18 protein-coding genes and 1 tRNA gene are annotated in these 17,811 nt (G+C 66.0%); 4 read left to right on the forward strand and 15 right to left on the reverse strand.

What is annotated here, in order from left to right:
* Nucleotides 1-77: 77 nt before the first annotated feature.
* The gene (locus NRB20_RS12365) at nucleotides 78-704 is read right to left on the reverse strand and encodes a hypothetical protein (RefSeq protein ID WP_153410171.1); all 627 of its coding nucleotides are present in this window, start codon (nucleotides 702-704) and stop codon (nucleotides 78-80) included.
* A gap of 304 nt (nucleotides 705-1,008) precedes the next feature.
* On the opposite strand from NRB20_RS12365, the gene NRB20_RS12370 reads away from it, so the two are divergent.
* Complete coding sequence (locus tag NRB20_RS12370; protein WP_319944807.1) at nucleotides 1,009-1,809, forward strand: SAM-dependent methyltransferase; 801 nt, start codon at nucleotides 1,009-1,011, stop codon at nucleotides 1,807-1,809.
* A 225-nt stretch (nucleotides 1,810-2,034) separates the two neighbouring features.
* Here NRB20_RS12370 and NRB20_RS12375 read toward each other — a convergent pair whose 3' ends face one another.
* The gene (locus NRB20_RS12375) at nucleotides 2,035-2,886 is read right to left on the reverse strand and encodes a helix-turn-helix transcriptional regulator (protein WP_153410172.1); all 852 of its coding nucleotides are present in this window, start codon (nucleotides 2,884-2,886) and stop codon (nucleotides 2,035-2,037) included.
* An 86-nt stretch (nucleotides 2,887-2,972) separates the two neighbouring features.
* On the opposite strand from NRB20_RS12375, the gene NRB20_RS12380 reads away from it, so the two are divergent.
* Complete coding sequence (locus NRB20_RS12380) at nucleotides 2,973-3,752, forward strand: SDR family NAD(P)-dependent oxidoreductase (RefSeq protein ID WP_153410173.1); 780 nt, start codon at nucleotides 2,973-2,975, stop codon at nucleotides 3,750-3,752.
* 100 nt (nucleotides 3,753-3,852) lie between these two features.
* Here NRB20_RS12380 and NRB20_RS12385 read toward each other — a convergent pair.
* The 3 genes from NRB20_RS12385 to NRB20_RS12395 all read right to left on the reverse strand — a co-directional run bounded on the left by NRB20_RS12385 (nucleotide 3,853) and on the right by NRB20_RS12395 (nucleotide 5,275).
* A tRNA-Thr gene (locus NRB20_RS12385) sits at nucleotides 3,853-3,924 on the reverse strand.
* A 121-nt stretch (nucleotides 3,925-4,045) separates the two neighbouring features.
* Nucleotides 4,046-4,288, reverse strand: a complete 243-nt coding sequence (locus tag NRB20_RS12390; RefSeq protein ID WP_153410174.1) for an MbtH family protein — start codon at nucleotides 4,286-4,288, stop codon at nucleotides 4,046-4,048.
* A gap of 153 nt (nucleotides 4,289-4,441) precedes the next feature.
* Nucleotides 4,442-5,275 (reverse strand): alpha/beta fold hydrolase, encoded by an 834-nt coding sequence (locus NRB20_RS12395; protein ID WP_153410175.1) that lies wholly within the window; start codon nucleotides 5,273-5,275, stop codon nucleotides 4,442-4,444.
* Nucleotides 5,276-5,444: 169 nt separating this feature from the next.
* On the opposite strand from NRB20_RS12395, the gene NRB20_RS37530 reads away from it, so the two are divergent.
* The gene (locus NRB20_RS37530) at nucleotides 5,445-5,612 is read left to right on the forward strand and encodes a hypothetical protein (protein ID WP_169541807.1); all 168 of its coding nucleotides are present in this window, start codon (nucleotides 5,445-5,447) and stop codon (nucleotides 5,610-5,612) included.
* Between the two features lie 76 nt (nucleotides 5,613-5,688).
* The gene (locus NRB20_RS12400) at nucleotides 5,689-7,221 is read left to right on the forward strand and encodes an alpha,alpha-trehalose-phosphate synthase (UDP-forming) (RefSeq protein ID WP_406603817.1); all 1,533 of its coding nucleotides are present in this window, start codon (nucleotides 5,689-5,691) and stop codon (nucleotides 7,219-7,221) included.
* A 125-nt stretch (nucleotides 7,222-7,346) separates the two neighbouring features.
* Here NRB20_RS12400 and NRB20_RS12405 read toward each other — a convergent pair whose 3' ends face one another.
* From NRB20_RS12405 to NRB20_RS12450, 10 genes are all read right to left on the reverse strand, one after another.
* Nucleotides 7,347-7,841, reverse strand: coding sequence for a h domain protein (locus NRB20_RS12405; protein ID WP_153410177.1), 495 nt, complete (start codon nucleotides 7,839-7,841; stop codon nucleotides 7,347-7,349).
* Nucleotides 7,838-8,620 carry a hypothetical protein gene (locus tag NRB20_RS12410; RefSeq protein WP_153410178.1) on the reverse strand — a complete coding sequence of 261 codons (783 nt, stop codon included), beginning with the start codon at nucleotides 8,618-8,620 and terminating at the stop codon, nucleotides 7,838-7,840. The genes NRB20_RS12405 and NRB20_RS12410 overlap by 4 nt, the downstream gene beginning before the upstream one ends.
* 104 nt (nucleotides 8,621-8,724) lie before the next feature.
* Nucleotides 8,725-10,149 (reverse strand): MCE family protein, encoded by a 1,425-nt coding sequence (locus NRB20_RS12415; protein WP_319944808.1) that lies wholly within the window; start codon nucleotides 10,147-10,149, stop codon nucleotides 8,725-8,727.
* The gene (locus NRB20_RS12420; protein ID WP_153410179.1) at nucleotides 10,146-11,384 is read right to left on the reverse strand and encodes an MCE family protein; all 1,239 of its coding nucleotides are present in this window, start codon (nucleotides 11,382-11,384) and stop codon (nucleotides 10,146-10,148) included. The genes NRB20_RS12415 and NRB20_RS12420 overlap by 4 nt, the downstream gene beginning before the upstream one ends.
* A complete protein-coding gene (locus NRB20_RS12425) occupies nucleotides 11,384-12,673 on the reverse strand; it encodes an MCE family protein (RefSeq protein ID WP_153410180.1) in 1,290 nt (429 codons plus the stop codon). The genes NRB20_RS12420 and NRB20_RS12425 overlap by 1 nt, the downstream gene beginning before the upstream one ends.
* A complete protein-coding gene (locus tag NRB20_RS12430; protein ID WP_319944809.1) occupies nucleotides 12,670-13,734 on the reverse strand; it encodes an MCE family protein in 1,065 nt (354 codons plus the stop codon). The genes NRB20_RS12425 and NRB20_RS12430 overlap by 4 nt, the downstream gene beginning before the upstream one ends.
* Nucleotides 13,731-14,762, reverse strand: coding sequence for an MCE family protein (locus NRB20_RS12435; protein WP_319944810.1), 1,032 nt, complete (start codon nucleotides 14,760-14,762; stop codon nucleotides 13,731-13,733). Before NRB20_RS12435 ends, NRB20_RS12430 begins: the two co-directional genes overlap by 4 nt.
* Entirely contained in the window at nucleotides 14,759-15,982 is a 1,224-nt protein-coding gene (locus tag NRB20_RS12440) for an MCE family protein (RefSeq protein ID WP_153410181.1), read from the reverse strand. Before NRB20_RS12440 ends, NRB20_RS12435 begins: the two co-directional genes overlap by 4 nt.
* A gap of 6 nt (nucleotides 15,983-15,988) precedes the next feature.
* Entirely contained in the window at nucleotides 15,989-16,840 is an 852-nt protein-coding gene (locus NRB20_RS12445) for an MlaE family ABC transporter permease (protein ID WP_153410182.1), read from the reverse strand.
* A 4-nt stretch (nucleotides 16,841-16,844) separates the two neighbouring features.
* Entirely contained in the window at nucleotides 16,845-17,609 is a 765-nt protein-coding gene (locus NRB20_RS12450) for an MlaE family ABC transporter permease (protein WP_040818015.1), read from the reverse strand.
* Nucleotides 17,610-17,811: the final 202 nt, after the last annotated feature.

Consider the following 17,811-nt stretch of genomic DNA (forward strand, 5'->3'; position numbering starts at 1 on the left):
GCGCGCCGCTTCCGCACACGACGGTGCGCGAACACCGGAAGTGTTCGCGCACCGTGCAATTCGCTCGTACCGAGCCGTCAGTGGCCTCGGGCCGCGCCCTGCACCGCGTCCAGGAATTCCTGTCCGCCCTGGAGGTATCCACCGGCGATGCCGCCGATGACCCAGCCGATGGGCGCGGTGATCAGGGAAAGGAATCCGAATCCGAGCAATGCGCCGACAAATCCGCCGACAATCACACCGAGAATGATGCCGACGCCGTTCTTGATGATCTCGTCGCGGAGATGTTCGTAGGCGATGTTCTTCAATACCGCGACGTCTTCGGCGCTCGGCTTCGGCGTCAGCGTGAGGGTTTTACCGTCCGCGGCGATGGTGCGGGCGATCGGAAGGGCACGACCGCCGAGTTGATAGGTCTGCGGCACATCGGCCAATGTCGTGCCGTCCGCGGCATGCAGCACCACGTGGCCGTTTCCGGCGACCTCGAATCGACCGTTCCGCACCGTGGTCGTGGTGGCCCTGTCCTGCTTGGAAACCGTTGTGTGATAAGCGACTCCGTGATCGACGCCGGAGGTCGCGTTGTTCACCACGGCCGGTGCCGGTTGCTGCTGCGGCGCCGCCACCGTGGGCTGCCCGTTGGCGGTGGCCGCGGCGATTCCGGTAGCCGCGATCGCCATGAATACGACAGCGGTGATCTTTCCGAACTTCATTGCCTGGATTCCTCCCATCGACTTGCCCCCGAATGGGTGCGGACACCGACGCTAAAGGATGTCGGCGGATATGTCGCACGTATTTTCACCCGTGAGAATCGTTCCCATGAAAGGGAATACATGTACGATCGCCGGAAATTGCCAGGGGCGCGGGCGGGGCGCGGCACGTGTCCGACCGCCCCCGGTCGACGCATCCCCGGACCGTTCCCCGCACAATCGGCCCCGCGGCGTACTATCATGCGAATTGCATTGCAGCCGATGGAAATCCACTCCGCGCAGCGAGTCCTGCCGACCGTGAGATCGAGTGACGACGAACAAGCGGGTCGTTGATCCGACGAAACCCAGTAGCGCGCGCATCTACGACTATTTCCTCGGCGGCAAGGACAATTACGAGGTCGATCGCGAGGCCGCGGCCAAGATCCTCGAGGTGTGGCCGACCGTGGCCTCGGGCGTCCATCACAACCGCGCCTTCATGACTCGCGCGGTGCGCACGTTGAGTGACCTGGGTATCCGGCAGTTCCTCGATATCGGCGCCGGCATCCCGACCGAGCCGAATCTGCACCAGACCGCGCAGGAACTCGATCCCGCCGCGCGCGTGGTGTACGTCGACAACGACCCGCTGGTCCTGGCCTACGCCCACGCCCTGATGACCAGCACGCCCGAGGGCAAGGTCGCCTACATCGACGCCGACGCCACCGATCCGCAGGCCATCCTTTCGGCTCCGGCCTTCGCCGAAACCCTGGATCTCGACGAACCGGTCGCGGTCAGTCTGATCGCCGTCCTGCACTTCATCCGCGACGAACAGGATCCGCGCGGCATCGTCGACACCCTCATGAACGCCCTGGCACCCGGCTCCTACCTGGTCATCTCGCATATCACCGCCGATTTCGCCCCCGAAACCATGCGCCGCGCCCTGGCCACCTACCGTGCCAGCGGCGTGCACGCGCAGAACCGCAACCGCGACGAGGTCACCAGTCTGTTCGATGGTTACGAGCTGCTGGATCCCGGTGTTGTCGGCGTGCATCGGTGGCGGACCGAAGCGGAGCTGCCCGAATGGCGGGATGCCGAGGCCGGGTGTTGGGCCGGGGTCGCTCGTAAGAACTGAGCGTTTTCGGGAGATGCCGAGGGTTGTGTTTCGGTTCATGCCGAGGGCGCTGTTCCCGGAGACATCGAAAGCTCAGTTCCGTCTACCACCCAGGACTCTGTTCCGGTGAACGCTGAAAGTTCTTTTCCGACAACTACCTTGGGCTCTGCTCCGACAACACCTTGGGCTCTGTTCGACAGACACCGGAAACGCTGTTCCGGCAAGCGCCGACCGATGTTCAGGTGGTTACTGCCGGTAGTCGGCGGCATCTACGCCGAGGACGTTCAGCAACGCCAGCGCTTCCGCGTCGCGTGAGCCCGGCGGCGCGCTGTAGAGGACGAGGTTCTGGTCGCGGTCGGTGAGGGCGAGGGAATCGCAGTCCACGGTGATCCTGCCGACCGCCGGATGTTCGAAGGTTTTGGTGAGAACCGATGCGGACTGGATGTCGTGACGCTGCCACAGACGGTCGAATTCGGTACTGCCGGAACGCAGTTCGCCGATCAGTTCGATCACCGCCGGATCGGACGGGTAGCGGGCGAGGGTGGAGCGCAACGTCATCACCACGTGCTGGCGGAATTCGGTCGCGTCGGAGACGCCGTACAGCGGATGCCCGTCCCGTGTGGGCGTGAGGAAGGCACGACGGGCGAGGTTGCGGTCGCGTTCGTCGAGGCGGCCGAAATCCTCCATGAGGGCGGCCGCGAGATCGTTCCAGGCGAGTACGTCGAAGATCGCGGAGGTCACGAAAGCCGCTGTCTGCGGCAATCTTTCGAGCAGGGCCAGGATGCTGGGGCGCACGTCGCGGCGATGCCGTCCGGTCCGGTTCGGCGCACTGCCCGCAAGCACGTGCAGGTGATCGGATTCGGCGTCGGTGAGCCGCAGCGCGCCCGCGATCCCGGCGAGCACCTCGCTCGACGGACGCGGGGCCCGGCCCTGCTCGAGCCGCACGTAGTACTCGGTGGAGATGTGCGCCAGCACCGCGACCTCCTCGCGGCGCAGGCCGGGTGTGCGACGTCGCGGGCCGGTGGGCAGGCCGACGTCCTGCGGCCGCAACCGCTCGCGCCGACTGCGCAGAAACGCCCCGAGTTCAGCTCTGTCCATACCCCGAGTGTGCCCCTCGCGCGGCCGCGGATCCTGGTACCAGCTGTACCTGAATCCGGTGCGCGCACCGACCCGACACTGTCACCATGACCAACACGGAGATCATCACCTCGGGCCTGCTGACCGGCAAGGTCGTCTTCATCACCGGCGCGAGCCGGGGCATCGGCGCGGCCGCGGCCAAGCTGTTCGCACACGAAGGCGCGGCCGTCGTACTGGCCGCCCGCAGCACCGACGCCCTCGAACGCCTCGTCACCGACATCCGCGCCGACGGCGGCGACGCCCACGCCGTCACCGTCGACCTCGCCGACCGCGACACCATCCGCGCGGCTCTGGACCGCGTCGACGAACTGTACGGCCGCCTGGACGGCGCGTTCAACAACGCCGCCGCCATCCAGCAGCCCGGCCCGCTCGACACCACCAGCGACGCCGACATCGACCAACAGTTCACCGTCAACTTCCGCGCCCACTGGACCGCCATGACCGCCGAAGCCGCCCTGATGCGCCGCACCGGCGGCGGCGCGATCGTCAACACCTCCAGCATCGGCAGCCGCCGCGCCAACCCCGCCCTCCCCGCCTACGGCGCCATGAAACGAGCCCTCAACAGCCTCACCGAAACCGCCGCTGTCACCTGGGCCCCCGACAACATCCGCGTCAACGCCCTCACCCCCGGCGGCACCGCCACCGAAATGATCGAAACCTGGGAATCCGCCACCCCCGGCATCAAGGCCCACATAACCACCTCGATCCCCTTGGGCCGCATGGCAACCCCCCGAGAAGTAGCCGAACCCGCAGCCTGGCTCCTGAGCAACCGCGCCGCCATGATCACCGGCGCGATAATCCCCGTAGACGGCGGCGCGGGCGCCTGACACCTACCTCATGAGTTCATTCACCAGATGAGGAAAGCCGAGAACTGCGCTCGCTCGACGAAAAAAGCTCTGACCTGATCAAGCAGGTCAGAGCTGTATGAGCCCCCTGTCAGGATTGAACTGACGACCTTTCGCTTACAAGGCGAGTGCTCTACCACTGAGCTAAGGAGGCGGGAAAAGCGGAGCCATCATAACCGGGGGGATGGCTTTGGGGGAAAAGGGGAGGTGGGCAGGGGTGGGCGACCGCATGGCGGGCATGCGGTCGCCGGTCGTGCCCATGCGAAACTAGCGGGTCAGGACTTGGTGACCTGGCGGGCCGCGTCGTCGGCGGCCATCGCGTCGCGCAGGCTCTTGGGACGCATGTCGGTCCAGTTCTTCTCGACGTACTCGACGCAGGCGGCCCGGCTGTCCTCACCGAACACGACCCGCCACCCGGCGGGGACCTCCGCGAAAGCCGGCCAGAGGGAATGCTGCTCCTCGTCGTTGACCAGAACGAAGAAGCGTCCGTCTTCGTCATCGAAGGGGTTGGTGCTCATCTCACCTCACTGATACTGGCGCTGTGTGTGTTGGGAATGCGCTATGGGTACGAAACGTCGACGGTCGCCCGGGCGACCCCCGTACGTAATGTCGACCCTAGCAAGACCGGCGTTACCGTCGGGCCGTTACCTCTTCAGGGCCGGTGACGGCCCTCAGCCGCCGAAGAACTCCAGCAGCACCTTGTTCACCGCGTCGGGACGTTCCAGATAGCCGTAGTGCCCGGCGTCCGGGATCTCCTGATACCGCGCGGCCGGGATGACCTGCGCGACCTCGCGTGCCAAGTAGGGCGGGATCATCCGGTCGTCGGCGAATCCGACCGACAGGCACGGCACCTTGATCCCGCGATACGCCTGCAACCGGTCGAAATCGTGATCCATCGCGCGCTGCGCCCGGATGCCGGCCGGGACCGGTCCGCCGGTGAACTCGAACAGATCCAACCAGTCCCGCGCCGCGTTGGTATCGGCGAGGGTCGCGGGTGAAAGATTCATCACAGCGGTCAGCGCGGCCTCGTACTTAGGCGGCAGCTTCACCCCGCTGGCGTCGAGTTCGTGCTCACCCAGCGACAACGTCTTCTGGAACTGGTCCAGCCGCCCGTGCCCGGCCAGGAAGACCGCCTTGCGCACCAGATCGGGGCGGGCCAGCGCGAGTTCCTGCGACACCCGCGCACCCATCGACGTCCCGGCCAACAGCACCGGGCCCTCGTCCAGGAACTCGATCAGCGCGGCGGTATCGCGCACCAACTCCTCGATCGTCATCCCGGAGGCGGCCTCGTACGACGGCGCGATACCGCGATTGTCGAAGGTGCACACCCGATATCCGGCCGCGACCAGTGCGGGCACCTGATGCAGCTCCCACACCCGCCCCGGGCTTCCGGTCCCCATGACCAGGACGACCAGCGGGGCCGCGCCCTTGATATCGCTGCCCTTGGCCTTGTCCCCCTTCACCTGATAGTTCAGTGCGATTCCGTTCACCGTGGCCAACGGCATGATGTTCCAAACCCTTCCTGTTCACACTTCCCACTACTGTCTTCCCACGGTATAGCCATCCCGAACCTCCCCGTTTCAGGGTTGGGCCGAACCGCACCCATTCCCACGACCGATACCATTGACATCTCGCAACCGTGAGAACTCAACCCACAGCCGAGAGGACACGAGGATGGCCGCGAAGGGCGCCAACGACATCGCGGACGACGATCTGGAGCCGCTCGCCGACGAGACGGCTCGACAGGCCCAGCGGGTCGTCGCCGCCTACGCTGAAGATGCGGACGAATGCCGGATGCTGTTGTCCATGCTCGGCATCGCTCCCGGCGGCCGGGGCGAATAACCGCTCCGACCCGCGACTACAACTCCACAGGGCTCTCCCGGCCCGCGGCAAACCGGAGGTTCCAGTAATGGACCAGATGAGCGCAAACCCGTCGGATCAGCGAAGATCGGACGCGGGGGACCAATCGCCCGCGAGCGCCCCACACGGCGCGGGCTCCGGATTCGTCGTGGTCGCCAACCGGCTGCCGGTGGATTTGCAGCAGCTGCCCGACGGTACGACGCGCTGGAAGCGCAGCCCCGGCGGACTGGTCACCGCACTGGAACCGGTGTTGCGCAACAACAATGGGGCCTGGGTGGGCTGGGCCGGAGTCCCCGACGTGGACCTGGACCCGATCATCGAGGACGGCCTGGAACTGCATCCGGTGCCGCTGACCGCGACCGAGGTCGCGGACTACTACGAGGGGTTCTCCAACGGCACACTGTGGCCGCTGTATCACGACGTGATCGTGCGGCCGGAGTACCGACGGCACTGGTGGAGCGCGTACGTCGAGGTCAATCGGCGTTTCGCGGAGTACACCGCGAAGGTGGCCGCCGAGGGGGCGACGGTCTGGGTGCAGGATTACCAGCTGCAACTGGTGCCCAAGATGCTCCGGATGCTGCGCCCGGACGTGACGATCGGTTTCTTCCTGCACATCCCGTTCCCGCCGGTGGAACTGTTCATGCAGATGCCGTGGCGGACCGAGATCATCGAGGGTCTGCTGGGGGCGGACCTGATCGGCTTCCACCTGCCCGGCGGCGCGCAGAACTTCCTGTACCTGGCCAAACGCCTTGCCGGACAACCGACTTCACGCGGCACGGTCGGCGTGCGCTCGAAACTCGGTGTGGTGCAGGTGGGTTTCCGCACCGTGCGGGTCGGCGCATTCCCGATCTCGATCGCCTCGGCCGAACTGGACGAGCAGTCCCGGCGACGTTCGGTGCGGGAGCGGGCCGCGCAGATCCGGTCCGAACTCGGGAACCCGAAACACATTCTGCTGGGCGTGGATCGGCTCGATTACACCAAGGGCATCGACATCCGCCTGGCCGCGCTCGAGGAGTTGTTGCGCGAGGGCCGGATCGATCCGGCCGATACGGTGATGGTGCAGCTGGCGACGCCGAGCCGGGAGCGGGTGCAGAGCTACATCCGGATGCGTGGGGATATCGAGCGTCAGGTCGGCCGCATCAACGGTGAATTCGCGCGGGTGGGTTATCCGGTCGTGCACTATCTGCACCGGCCGATTCCGCGCGAGGAGCTGCTCGCGTTCTTCGTGGCCGCCGACGCGATGCTGGTGACGCCGTTGCGCGACGGGATGAATCTGGTCGCCAAGGAGTACGTGGCCAGTCACAGCGGGCTCAACGGCGCGTTGGTGTTGAGCGAATTCACCGGCGCGGCAGCCGAATTGCGGCAGGCGTACCTGTGCAACCCACACGATCTGGACAGTGTGAAGGATGCCATCATGGCCGCGCTCACCGACAACGCCGATACCCGTCGGCGGCGGATGCGCGCGCTACGTCGTCAGGTGCTCGCACACGACGTGGACCGTTGGGCCAGAGCGTTTCTCGACGCGTTGGCGCAGGGACAGGTGGCCGGTAGCGCGCTGCTGACCGACGCCGACCTGGATCCCGGTCGCTGACAACGTTTTCCGTGATCGGATCGACCGAACCCCCTCGGACACCGGCGAATCGCGACCACCCGGGATTCGCCCGGAGCGATCCGCGCCGGATCCCGGGACTCGATCCGATTGCGGCGGAACGAATCTCAGACCGGCGTGACCTCACCGACCAGCCAGCGGCCGCCGTCCTTCTCCAGCGACACCCGGACCCGGCTGGGGGTGACGGTGCCCTGCGGGGAGGCCGCGCTGGTCGTCACCTCGTTCAGGTAGAGCAGCACCACCGCGTGTGAGCGGTCGGCGGACACCACGCCGGCCGCCTGCGTGGTGGCCTGCACCGTGAGTTGCTTCTGCTTGGCGCCCGGGGCGATGGCCGCGTTGATCAGCTTCAGGTAGTCGCCCTTGAACGTCGGCGTCAGCGAGTCCGCGGCCTTGGGCAACTGGGTGTCGACGGTGTTGAAATCGTAGGTGAACATGGCCGCCACCGTGCGACGCGCGGCATCCACCGATGCGGTGCGCGCCTGTTCGGCCTGACGGTCGTTCCAGAACCGGTATCCGGCGAAGGCCCCGACGGCCACGGCCGCGACCACCAGCACACCGGCGATGACGCTCAGGATCGGAAGACGCTTCTCTCGCGATGTCATGCCACGAACTCCACCTTCGACGCGGTGACGCCGCCGTCACCGCGGTTCACGGTCACCCGGAACCGGTAGTACCGGTCCTGCGGCTGCGAATCGCCCGCATTGGTGAGGGTCTGCTTGGCCGCGACGAGCACCTGCGCCGAATCGTCCTGCTGACTCTCGATCGCGGCCTCGATCACCTCACCGCTGGCCTTGACCTTGGCCTCCTTGACCACCTGCGCATAGGCGTCCTTGCGCTGGGAGTACTCGGCCTTGAGATCGCCCGACGCCACCGACAGCACCCGGTCGATGTCCTGCGAGGCGGTGTCGTCCTTGATGTTGGTGAGATTCAGAATGGCCTGCTTGGCGGTCTGGAGATATTCGCCGCGCTCCGAGGCCAGCGCGTCGGCGTGCGACTGGTGATAGAAGTACACCCCGCCGCCCCCGGCCAACCCGAGCAGCGCGAGCACCGCCACCGCCACTACGACCCACTCCAGTGGCCGCATCGAACTCCAGAACCCGTCGCCCTCGGCACCGAGCTCATCCTCACCCTCCGGCGCGTCGACCGGGTCCGCAGCGGCTGCCTTACCCAGCTTCACCGTCGGATCAGCAGCGGCATCATTCGGCCCGGCACCGGCATCGCTGCCCTGATCGACGCCGGTCCTCCGCAGCTTCGCCGTCGCATTATCTTCGGCCGCAACGGATTTCGCCGAAGATTCGCCGGAGGTCGCGGACTTCGCGCCGACGTCGGCCACGGCGCGCTTCCCCGCCGCCGTGGTCTCCGGCTCGGGTACCACGTCCATCGGCACGGAATCCTGCGGCCCCGCGGAACCGGCCGGGCGACTCGCGCGCCGCCGGACTCGTCCCGTGGCGCCTGATGTGGGGGGTGTTGGGGGTGTGGTTTCGCTCATCGTTGTTGCTCCTCGAGCATCGCCTGCCACCCGGACGGTACCGTGCCCGAACCTCCGGGCTTGACGTCCCCCTCCCGATAGGTGCGTCCGTCGGGGCCGGTGAAGGTTCCGGTTGCCGGGTCGTAACTCCTGTTCTCGAATGCGGCCGGATGGACGGTTCCGGGCTTCGACGCCGAATTCGGCAGCGGCGCACCGGAATTGTCCACCGGCTGCGGGGCGCCGAACGGCGGATTGTTGCCCTCGGGCACGTAACCGCGCGGGTCGTGGCACAGCTCCGGGGTCGGGGCGCGCTTACCGGGCACGTCCTGACACGGCGTGTTGCGGATACCGCGCACGGCCTCCTTGGCGTTCTGCGGCACCTTGCAGTACAGATTGCCCGGCGTGTCCGGAGTGTCCTGCAGCGCGGGCGAGCGGCGCTGACTCGGCGGCAGGAAGCCGGTGATGCAGCCGGGCGGATCGTTGATGCCGAGCATGAAGTCGACCATCGCGCCGTATTCGGCGGGCCCGCGCACCACGGTCAGCAACGCGGAGATCATCTGCGGGTAGATCACCAGGATCTGTTCGATACCGGCGTGGTACGTGACCCCGACCTGCCCGGTGCTCACCAGATTCGACAGCAGGATCGGCAACGTGGGTTGCAGGTCCTGGAAGGTCTTGCTGACCTGCTGCGCGGCCCCCGGCGTGCGCTGCAACAACTGGTTCAGCGACGGATCGTGTTGGCGCAGTTGATCGGTCACCGCGACCAGATCGTGGGTCCAGGTGCGGACCGAATCCGCGGAACGGTTCTGGGTGTCCAGCAGCGGGCCGATCTTGCGCAGCAGATCCTTGGTCGGCCCGGTGTTCTTCTGCGCCTCCTGCACCAGCAGCGACGCGGAGTCGATGAACTTCTGCAGGTCCGGGCCCGCACCGTTGAACGCGGTGAACGCGTCATCGATCAACTCGCGCAACTTGGTGTCCGCGACCGTGGACAGCAGCCGGTCGGCCTGATCCAGCATCGCACCGACGTCCTGCGGCAGCTTGGTGCGATCCTCCGGAATCACCGAACCGTCGGCCAGATTGCCGCCCTTCGGATTCTCCGCGGGCACCAGATCGACGTACTGCTCACCGATCGCCGACACGCTCTTGACGTACGCCTCGACATCGCCGGGCACCTTGAACCCGCTCTGGATGGACAGTTTCGCGTCCACCCCCTGCGGGGTCAGCACGACGCTGTCGACCTTGCCGATATTGGTGCCGCGATAGGCGACGTTGGCGGTCGGGTACAGCCCGCCGGTCGCGGTCAGCTTCACCGTCACCCCGTACCGGCCGATGCCGAACATGGCGGGCAGGTGCACGTAGCTCCCGGCCATCACCAGCAGGCCGACCAGGGTCAGCACCGCGAAGATGACCAGCTGGGTGCGGACGAACTTGGTGAGTTTCACCGGCCGCCTCCTTGCGACGGGCCGGGAACGGTGATCCCCGGAATGGCGGGCAGCCCCGGAATCGCGGGCAGCCCGGGGATACTCGGCGTCGGCGCGGCCGTCTGCGGCTTCGGCTGGGTCTGCAACGGTCCGTGCACCGGATCGCCCTTACCCTGCGCGGTCTGCGGGGCGATGGTGCCCAGCGCGCCCTCGACGCCGCCGAACCGCCCACCCAGCGGGGTGCCGGTGAGGAAGTTCGAATCGACGCGCGCGCCGGTCAGATCCACCGTCATCAGCAGATTCAGGTAGTCGCCCTTGAGCGCCTTGTCGAGGTTCTTCATCGGGAACGGGAAGGTCAGCAGGATCTGCAACGAATCGGCCAGTTTGCCGCCGGTGTCGGCCAGCGATTTCAGCGCCGGGCCGAGGTTCGCCAGATCCGCCTTCAGGCTCGCCCCGCCCTGCTCGATGATCTGCTGTACGACGTCGCTCAGATTACCCAGTGCCACAAGGGTTTTGGTGAGGTTCTGGCGACGATCGGCGAGCACGGTCAACGCCGGGTGGATCTTGGTGATCGCGGTGGTGACCTGATCCTTCTGCTGGGCGAACACCCCCGAGACGCGATCCAGCCCGCTCATCGCGGCGATGATGTCCTGGGTCTGCTGATCCAGCGTGCCGGTCAGTTGTTTCAACTGCGGCAACAGATCCCGGATCGAGTCGGCGCGCCCGTGGAACGTCTTGTTCAGCTCGGTGGTGATCGTCTCCAGCTGCGAGATACCGCCGCCGTTGAGCACCACCGACAGTGAGGACAGCGTCTGCTCGGTGGTCGGATAGTCACCGGCCCGATCGAGCGGGATCACATCGCCGTTCTTCAACTCCCCCTGCGGATTCGACGGCGGCGCGGCCAGCTCGACGTGGTTGCTGCCCAGCAGGCTGGTCTGCCCGATCCGCGCGATGGCGTTGGCGGGCAGGTGAACTCCGCGTTCGAGGCTGACGGTGACCAGCGCGTGCCAGCCCTGCACCTCGATGTTCTTGACCGTGCCGACCGTGACATCGTCCACCATCACCGGCGAATTGCGGGTCAGCGTGGTCACATTCGGCATCTGGATGCGCACCTGCCACGCGCCGTCGCCGGTACCTGCGGCGCCCGGCATCGGCAGCGTGTTGAGCCCGTCCCACTGACAGCCCGTGACGCCCAGCGCCACCACCAGTCCGATGGCCGCACCCGCGAGCCGCCTGCGTGTACTACCCCGGCTCATCAGTGCCCACCTCCCGGAATAAGAAGTCCGGCAATACCTTTCGGAACCACGACCGGGGGCGTGGCGACCGGCGCCGCGGCGGGCGCGGCGTCGGGATGGGTGTTCACCCGCTTGGCCAGATCCGGCGTGCTGTAGGTCAGCTGGCTCGGGAACGCACCCTGCCCGGACGCCGGATTCAACAGCACCGGTGGGTAATTCATCATCAGCGACTGGATCACCGGCGCGACGTACTGCTTACAGAGCGCGGCGGTCTTGTCCGAATCATCGGATTGCAGACCCTCGACCGCGCCGCACAGGAAGGCGAACGGGTTGGCGAAGTTGGTGCCGACCACCGCGCCGGTCAACGTGCCCTGCGCGGGCTTGTAGATCTGGTAGAAGTTCGCCAGCGCGGTCGGACCCGAATGCAGCACCCGCTCGATATCGGACTTCTTGTCCACCAGCAGCTGGGTGACGTCGGCGAGGCGCTGCACGCTCTCGGTCAACGCCGGGCCGCGTTCGTTCAGGAACCGCTGGATGTCGGCGACGGCGGTGTCCAGATTGTCCAGTCCCGCACCGAGATCGCCCGAGACGTTGTTCAGCACCGAGGACACCGAGGCCAGCCGCCCGCCGAACTGGACGATCTGATCGTCGCTCTTGGACAGCACGTCGACGAACTGCTGCAAGTTCTTGATCGTCCCGAACAGATCGGTCCGCCCGTCCGACAACGTGCTCAGCGTGCTGGACAGCTCCTTCAGCGTGTCCCGGAACGCCTGCGCGTTGCCGTTGGCGAGGTTGTCCGAGGCGGTGTTCACGAAACGTCCGAACGAGCCCTGCTTGTCCTGGCCGATCGGTCCCAGCGCCTTGGACAGCTTGGTCAGCTCGGCCTTGATGTCGTCCCATTCGACCGGCACCGCGGTGCGTTCGATCGGAATGGTCGCGTCGTCGTGCATCTTCGGCCCGCCGGTGTAGGCGGGCGCGAGCTGGATGAAACGCGCCGAGATCAGCGAGGGCGCGATGATCACGGCCTTCGCGTCGGCGGGGATGTCCACGCCGCGGTCGACGGTCATCGTCACCTTGACGTTGTCCTTGCCCGGTTCGATCGAGTTGATCTTGCCGACCTTGACCCCGAGGATCTCCACGCCGTCACCGGCGTAGATGCCGGTCGTGGTCGGGAAATAGGCGGTGATGTGCGTCTTGCCGATATTGGTCACCGCGCCGTAGCCGATCCACGCCGCCAGGGCGACGACCAGGGCCGCGGCGACGTAACGCACCCAGCGGGGCACCTTTCGCACCTGTTGTAGAGCGTTCATCGCGGAGGCTCCTGGATGGAGGGACCGACATTCAGCGGCGGATGGTTGATGTAGTTCTGGAACGACTGCGGCACGTGCTGCGGCCAGACCAGCGCGTCGACCAGCGGTTGCAGCGTCATACTCGTGGCGTTGGAGACGTACGCCTGGAAGTACGGACCGCTGCCGACCTGTTCACCGAGCGCACCGGCGTACGGGCCGAGCGCGTCCAGGGCCTTGCCCAGCTGGTCCTTGTTCTTCTGCAACAGCCCCAGCAGCGAATTCAGGTTGTCCAGATCGGGTTTCAGCGAGGTCTCGTTGTCCTGGACGAAGCCGGTGAGCTGCTGGGCCAGGCCGTTGACGTAGACGATCAGCTGGCTCAGCGCGGTGCGCCGGGCGTTCAGTTCACCGAGCAGATCGTTACCGCTGAGCAGCAGGGTGTTGATCTGGTTCGCGCGATCCGAGAGCACCTTGGTGACGTTCTGCGCGTGCGAGAGCAGTTCGGTCAGGGCCTTGTCGCGGGTGTTGAGGCTGCGGGAGAGCGCGGTGACCCCGTCCAGCGCCGAACGCAGCGGTCCGGGCGTCTTGTCGAACGCGGCCGAGAGCGTGTCGAGGGTCTTGTTCACCTGATCGGTGTCCAGGCCCTGCACGGTCGAGGCCAGATCGCCGAGCGCGTCGTTGAGCGAGTACGGCGAGGTGGTGCGCGAGAGCGGGATGATGTCGTCGCGGCGCAGCACGCCGTCACCGGTCGGGGTCACCTCGAGCGATTTGCGACCGAGCACGGTGTTGGTCTTGATCGCCGCGGATGTCTTGCGCCCCAACACGATCGACTCATCGAGGCTGAACCGCACCTTCACCTTGGCCCCGGCCAGCGTGACGTCCTCGACCTGTCCGGACCGCACCCCGGCCACCTGCACCGGATCACCCGGCAGCAGACCGCCCGCGTCACCGAAGTAGGCACTGAACTCCGCACCGCTACGGATGAAGGGCAGCCGCTGGAACTGCAACGCGGACAACGCGATAGCCACCGCGAGCACCACACCGACGATGCCGATGTTCAGAAGTGGTGAGCGTTCTTCTTTCACTGGGCCGAACACCTTCCGGTCGTCTGCAAACCGGGCAGGTTGACATGCATGGGTTTGCCGTCGGGGCCGTCGATCAGGAAGTTGGTGCCGCAGACGTACATGTTCAGGAACGAACCGTAGGAACCCAGGCGCACGAGCTTCTTGTAGGTCTCCGGCAAACGATCGAGCACCCATTGCACGTCGTCGGTGCGGTCGTCGAGATTCTTCGACAACCGGCCCAGCTGATCGAAATCGTTCTTCAGATCGGGCCGGGCCTGGCGCAGCAGACCGGTCAGATCACCGGTCGCCCCGGCCAGCCGCGGCAGCGCCTCGCCGATCTGGTCGCGATCCTGCGCCAGACCGGCGATCAGGCGTTGCAGCTCGGTGAGCGTGGCGTCGAAATCCTTGTTCTTGGAGTCGATGGTGCCCAGCACCGTGTTCAGGTTGTTGATCACGCTGCCGATCAGCGCGTCCCGGTCGGCGAGGGTCTTGGCGAACGACCCGGAGCTGTTCAGCAGCGCCACCAGCGTGCCGCCCTGCCCCTGGAACACCTGCAACAGCGCGTTGGTCAGATCGTTGACCTGCGCCGGATCCAGGCCGCGCAGCAGCGGTTTGATCCCGCCGAGCAGCATGTCCAGATCGAGGGCGGGTTTGGTGCGGTCGGTGCCGATGGTGTCCCCGTCGGACATCTGCTTCGCGGTGCCGGGACCGTCCATGAGTTCCAGGTAGCGGTCGCCGACGAGGTTCTCGTAGCGGATCGCGGCCTGGGTGCTGTCGTAGAGGTGGTACTGGTGATCGACCTCGAAATCGACGTGCGCGAGATGATCACCGCCCACGTAGACCCGCTTGACCGAGCCGACCGGCACCCCCGCGATGCGCACCTTGGATCCCGGCAGCATGCCCGAGGAACTGGTGAACACCGCGTGATACCCGGTCTCGCTGGCGAACCGCATCTGACTGAAGATGACGCCCAGCAGGGCCAGCACCAGCACCATCACCAGGGTGAAGATCGAGAGTTTGACCGAGACGGCCCGTGGTTTGAACCTCACGGCTTCGGCACCCCCGGCATTCCGGCGAACAGCAGCTGGAAGACGCTGGTGTTCGGGTTGTTCAGATGCGAACTCAGCGACGGGGTCCACACCTCACCCTGCGAGGTGTCGGTGACCAGGTAGTTGGAGTGGCTGCCGGGTTTGCGATCGAGGATGTTGTCGCAGCGCGGTCCGCCGGTGGCGTTCACCTTCGGGAGATCCTTCGGATACTGGTACGGGGTGCCGCCGGGCATGAAGCTGGCGTTGAGCGTCACGTACGGGCCCAGGCCGCCGAAGACCTGGTTGGCCACCGGGACGGCGTTGGCGACGCCGACCACCATGCAGTACAGCGCGGGGCTGTACTCGCCCAGCAGCGCGGTGGTGGGACGCAGCAGATCCAGCGCGGTCACCAGCGGTTGCTGGTTCTGCTTCAGGATCGGCTCGGTGGTGTTCACCAGGCCGATCAGGTTGAGCAGCACCGCGTCCAGGTCGTTCTTGCGGTCCACCAGGGTTTTGCTCGTGACCGCGAAGTTGTCGGTGGTGTGCAGCAGATCCGGGGCGACGTCGGCGTACAGATTCGTCACCGGGACGCTGGTGCGCAGATCGCTGCGCAGGTCCGGCATGCTCGGGTTGATGTCCTTCAGATACTGATCGCTGTTGACCAGCAGCTGTCCGAGTTCGTCACCACGGCCCTGCAGGGCGGTGCCCAGCGCGGTCAGCGTGGCGTTCAGCTTCTCCGGCGAGACCTTGCCCAGCACCTCGGTCAGATGTTGGAACAGCGTGTTGAATTCGACGGTCACCTGCTGCGCGCTCAGCGTCGTGCCCGGTCGCAGATGATCGGACGAAGGATTCTGCGGCACAGTGAAATTCACGTATTTGGCGCCGAACACGGTGGTGGATCGGATATCCACGCCCGCATTCGAGGGCACCAGTTTCAGCTGATCGGGATCGATCGCCAATTTCAGCCGCGCACCCTCGCCGGTGTACGAAATGGCTTGCACCGTACCGATATCCACGCCGCGCATCTTGACCTTGGCGTCCTTGTCCATGACCAGGCCCGCCCGGGGAGAGTCGACGTAGACGGCCTCGGTGCTCTGGAAACCTCCCGCGAACATCGTCAACGCGAGCGCGACGATGGCCACCAGGCTCAGCACCAGGCCCAGACCAGCCAGCTTGACGCCCCACCCGGCACCGAAAACCCTTCCGGCGTTTTCCTTTTCGACAAGTGTATTTCTCGCCATACCGCCCTACCCGGAGAGATGGAAATTGCCGGAGGTGCCGTAGATGGCCAGCGAGACCAGCAGGGTCACCGTCACCACCGCCACCAGCGAGGTACGCACCGCGTTACCGACCGCGATGCCGACACCGACCGGGCCGCCGGTCGCGTGATAGCCGTAATAGGTGTGAATCATCATGACCGACAACGCCATGACGATCGCCTGCACGAACGACCACAGAATGTCGCTGGGAATCAGGAAGGTCGAGAAGTAGTGGTCGTACACACCGGCCGACTGCCCGTAGATCACCACGGTCGCAAAGCGACTCGCGACGAACGAGGCGATCACCGCCAGCGCGTACAGCGGCACGATCGCGATCATCCCGGCCAGCACGCGGGTGCCGACCAGGAACGGCACCGGGCGGATCGCCATCGATTCGAGCGCGTCGATCTCCTCGGCCACCCGCATCGCACCCAGCTGCGCGGTCGCGCCCGCGCCGATGGTGGCGGCCAGGCCGATACCCGAAATCACCGGCGCCGCAATGCGAACGTTCAGGAAGGCGGCGAAGAATCCGGTCAGCGCCTCGACACCGATATTGCCCAGCGAGCTGTAGCCCTGCACCGCGATGGTGCCGCCGGCGAACAACGTCAGGAAGCCGACGATCACGACCGTGCCGCCGATGACGGCCAAAGCGCCCGTGCCCATGCTGATTTCGGCGATCAGCCGAATGGTCTCGGTGCGGTAGCTGATCAGCGCCTTGGGCACCGCGCGCAGTGATTCGGCGTAGAAGAGCGCGTGATGACCGACGCTGTCGAGCGAGTCGGACAGTCTGCGCACCCGTCGAACAGTACGCGGGAAGCGGGCGTGGATTACGAAGGCCATGACCTCACCGCACCGTGAACTTGATGCCGACCGCGGTGACCACCACGTTCAGAACGAACAGGACCATGAAGGAGAACACCACCGTCTGATTCACCGCGTCACCGACGCTCTTGGGACCGCCGCGCACGTTCAGCCCCAGGTAGCAGGCCATCAGCCCGGCCGCCAGGCCGAACAGGGTCGCCTTGACCTCGGCGATGACGAGTTCGGGCAGGTGGGTGAGCAGGGTGATCCCGTTGACGAACGCGCCCGGATTCACCCCTTGCAGGAAGACCGAGAACAGGAAGCCGCCGCCGATGCCGATCAGGCAGACCAGGCCGTTCAGCAGCGCCGCGACGAACATCGAGGCCAGTACGCGCGGCACCACCAGCCGGTGGATGGGATCGATACCCAGCACCTTCATCGCGTCGATCTCCTCGCGAATGGTGCGTGCGCCCAGGTCCGCGCATATCGCGGTGGCGCCGGCCCCCGCGACGATCAGCACCGTCACGATCGGCCCGACCTGGGTGACGGTGCCGAACGCGGCGCCCGCACCGGACAGGTCGGCCGCGCCGATCTCGCGCAGCAGGATGTTGAGCGTGAAGCTCACCAGCACGGTGAACGGGATCGCGACCAGCAGGGTCGGCAGGATCGAAACTCGGGCGATGAACCACGCCTGGTCGACGAATTCACGACGCTGAAAAGGCGGCCGCACGGTCGCCTTCGCCACCGCGGCAGTGAGTTCGAAGAACCCGCCGACCGCTCGCAACGGCACGGCAAGAACCTCGTTCATTCCCGATTCCCTCCTTGCCATGCCTTGCACGTCGAGCTTGTGACGGCGGTCTCAACCGACCCGCCAGTCTGAAAGATTAGAACACGTTCACCCTGTTGTCGGGCACCGTTTGGCGATATTGAACTGCCCTTTCCTGCCGAACGGTGATCGGAAGTTAGAACTTGTTCATACGGCGTAAGAGGAATCTTTGTGAGTCGCCCCA

The sequence above is a fragment of the Nocardia macrotermitis genome (genome assembly GCF_009604405.1).
Classification (GTDB): Bacteria; Actinomycetota; Actinomycetes; order Mycobacteriales; family Mycobacteriaceae; genus Nocardia; species Nocardia macrotermitis.

Coding starts and splice junctions, on each gene's coding strand:
- NRB20_RS12365 (WP_153410171.1), bottom strand. CDS start 704: ATGAAGTTCGGAAAGATCACCGCTGTCGTATTCATGGCGATCGCGGCT.
- NRB20_RS12375 (WP_153410172.1), bottom strand. CDS start 2,886: ATGGACAGAGCTGAACTCGGGGCGTTTCTGCGCAGTCGGCGCGAGCGG.
- NRB20_RS12380 (WP_153410173.1), top strand. CDS start 2,973: ATGACCAACACGGAGATCATCACCTCGGGCCTGCTGACCGGCAAGGTC.
- NRB20_RS12390 (WP_153410174.1), bottom strand. CDS start 4,288: ATGAGCACCAACCCCTTCGATGACGAAGACGGACGCTTCTTCGTTCTG.
- NRB20_RS12395 (WP_153410175.1), bottom strand. CDS start 5,275: ATGCCGTTGGCCACGGTGAACGGAATCGCACTGAACTATCAGGTGAAG.
- NRB20_RS37530 (WP_169541807.1), top strand. CDS start 5,445: ATGGCCGCGAAGGGCGCCAACGACATCGCGGACGACGATCTGGAGCCG.
- NRB20_RS12400 (WP_406603817.1), top strand. CDS start 5,689: ATGAGCGCAAACCCGTCGGATCAGCGAAGATCGGACGCGGGGGACCAA.
- NRB20_RS12405 (WP_153410177.1), bottom strand. CDS start 7,841: ATGACATCGCGAGAGAAGCGTCTTCCGATCCTGAGCGTCATCGCCGGT.
- NRB20_RS12410 (WP_153410178.1), bottom strand. CDS start 8,620: ATGGACGTGGTACCCGAGCCGGAGACCACGGCGGCGGGGAAGCGCGCC.
- NRB20_RS12420 (WP_153410179.1), bottom strand. CDS start 11,384: ATGAGCCGGGGTAGTACACGCAGGCGGCTCGCGGGTGCGGCCATCGGA.
- NRB20_RS12425 (WP_153410180.1), bottom strand. CDS start 12,673: ATGAACGCTCTACAACAGGTGCGAAAGGTGCCCCGCTGGGTGCGTTAC.
- NRB20_RS12440 (WP_153410181.1), bottom strand. CDS start 15,982: ATGGCGAGAAATACACTTGTCGAAAAGGAAAACGCCGGAAGGGTTTTC.
- NRB20_RS12445 (WP_153410182.1), bottom strand. CDS start 16,840: ATGGCCTTCGTAATCCACGCCCGCTTCCCGCGTACTGTTCGACGGGTG.
- NRB20_RS12450 (WP_040818015.1), bottom strand. CDS start 17,609: ATGAACGAGGTTCTTGCCGTGCCGTTGCGAGCGGTCGGCGGGTTCTTC.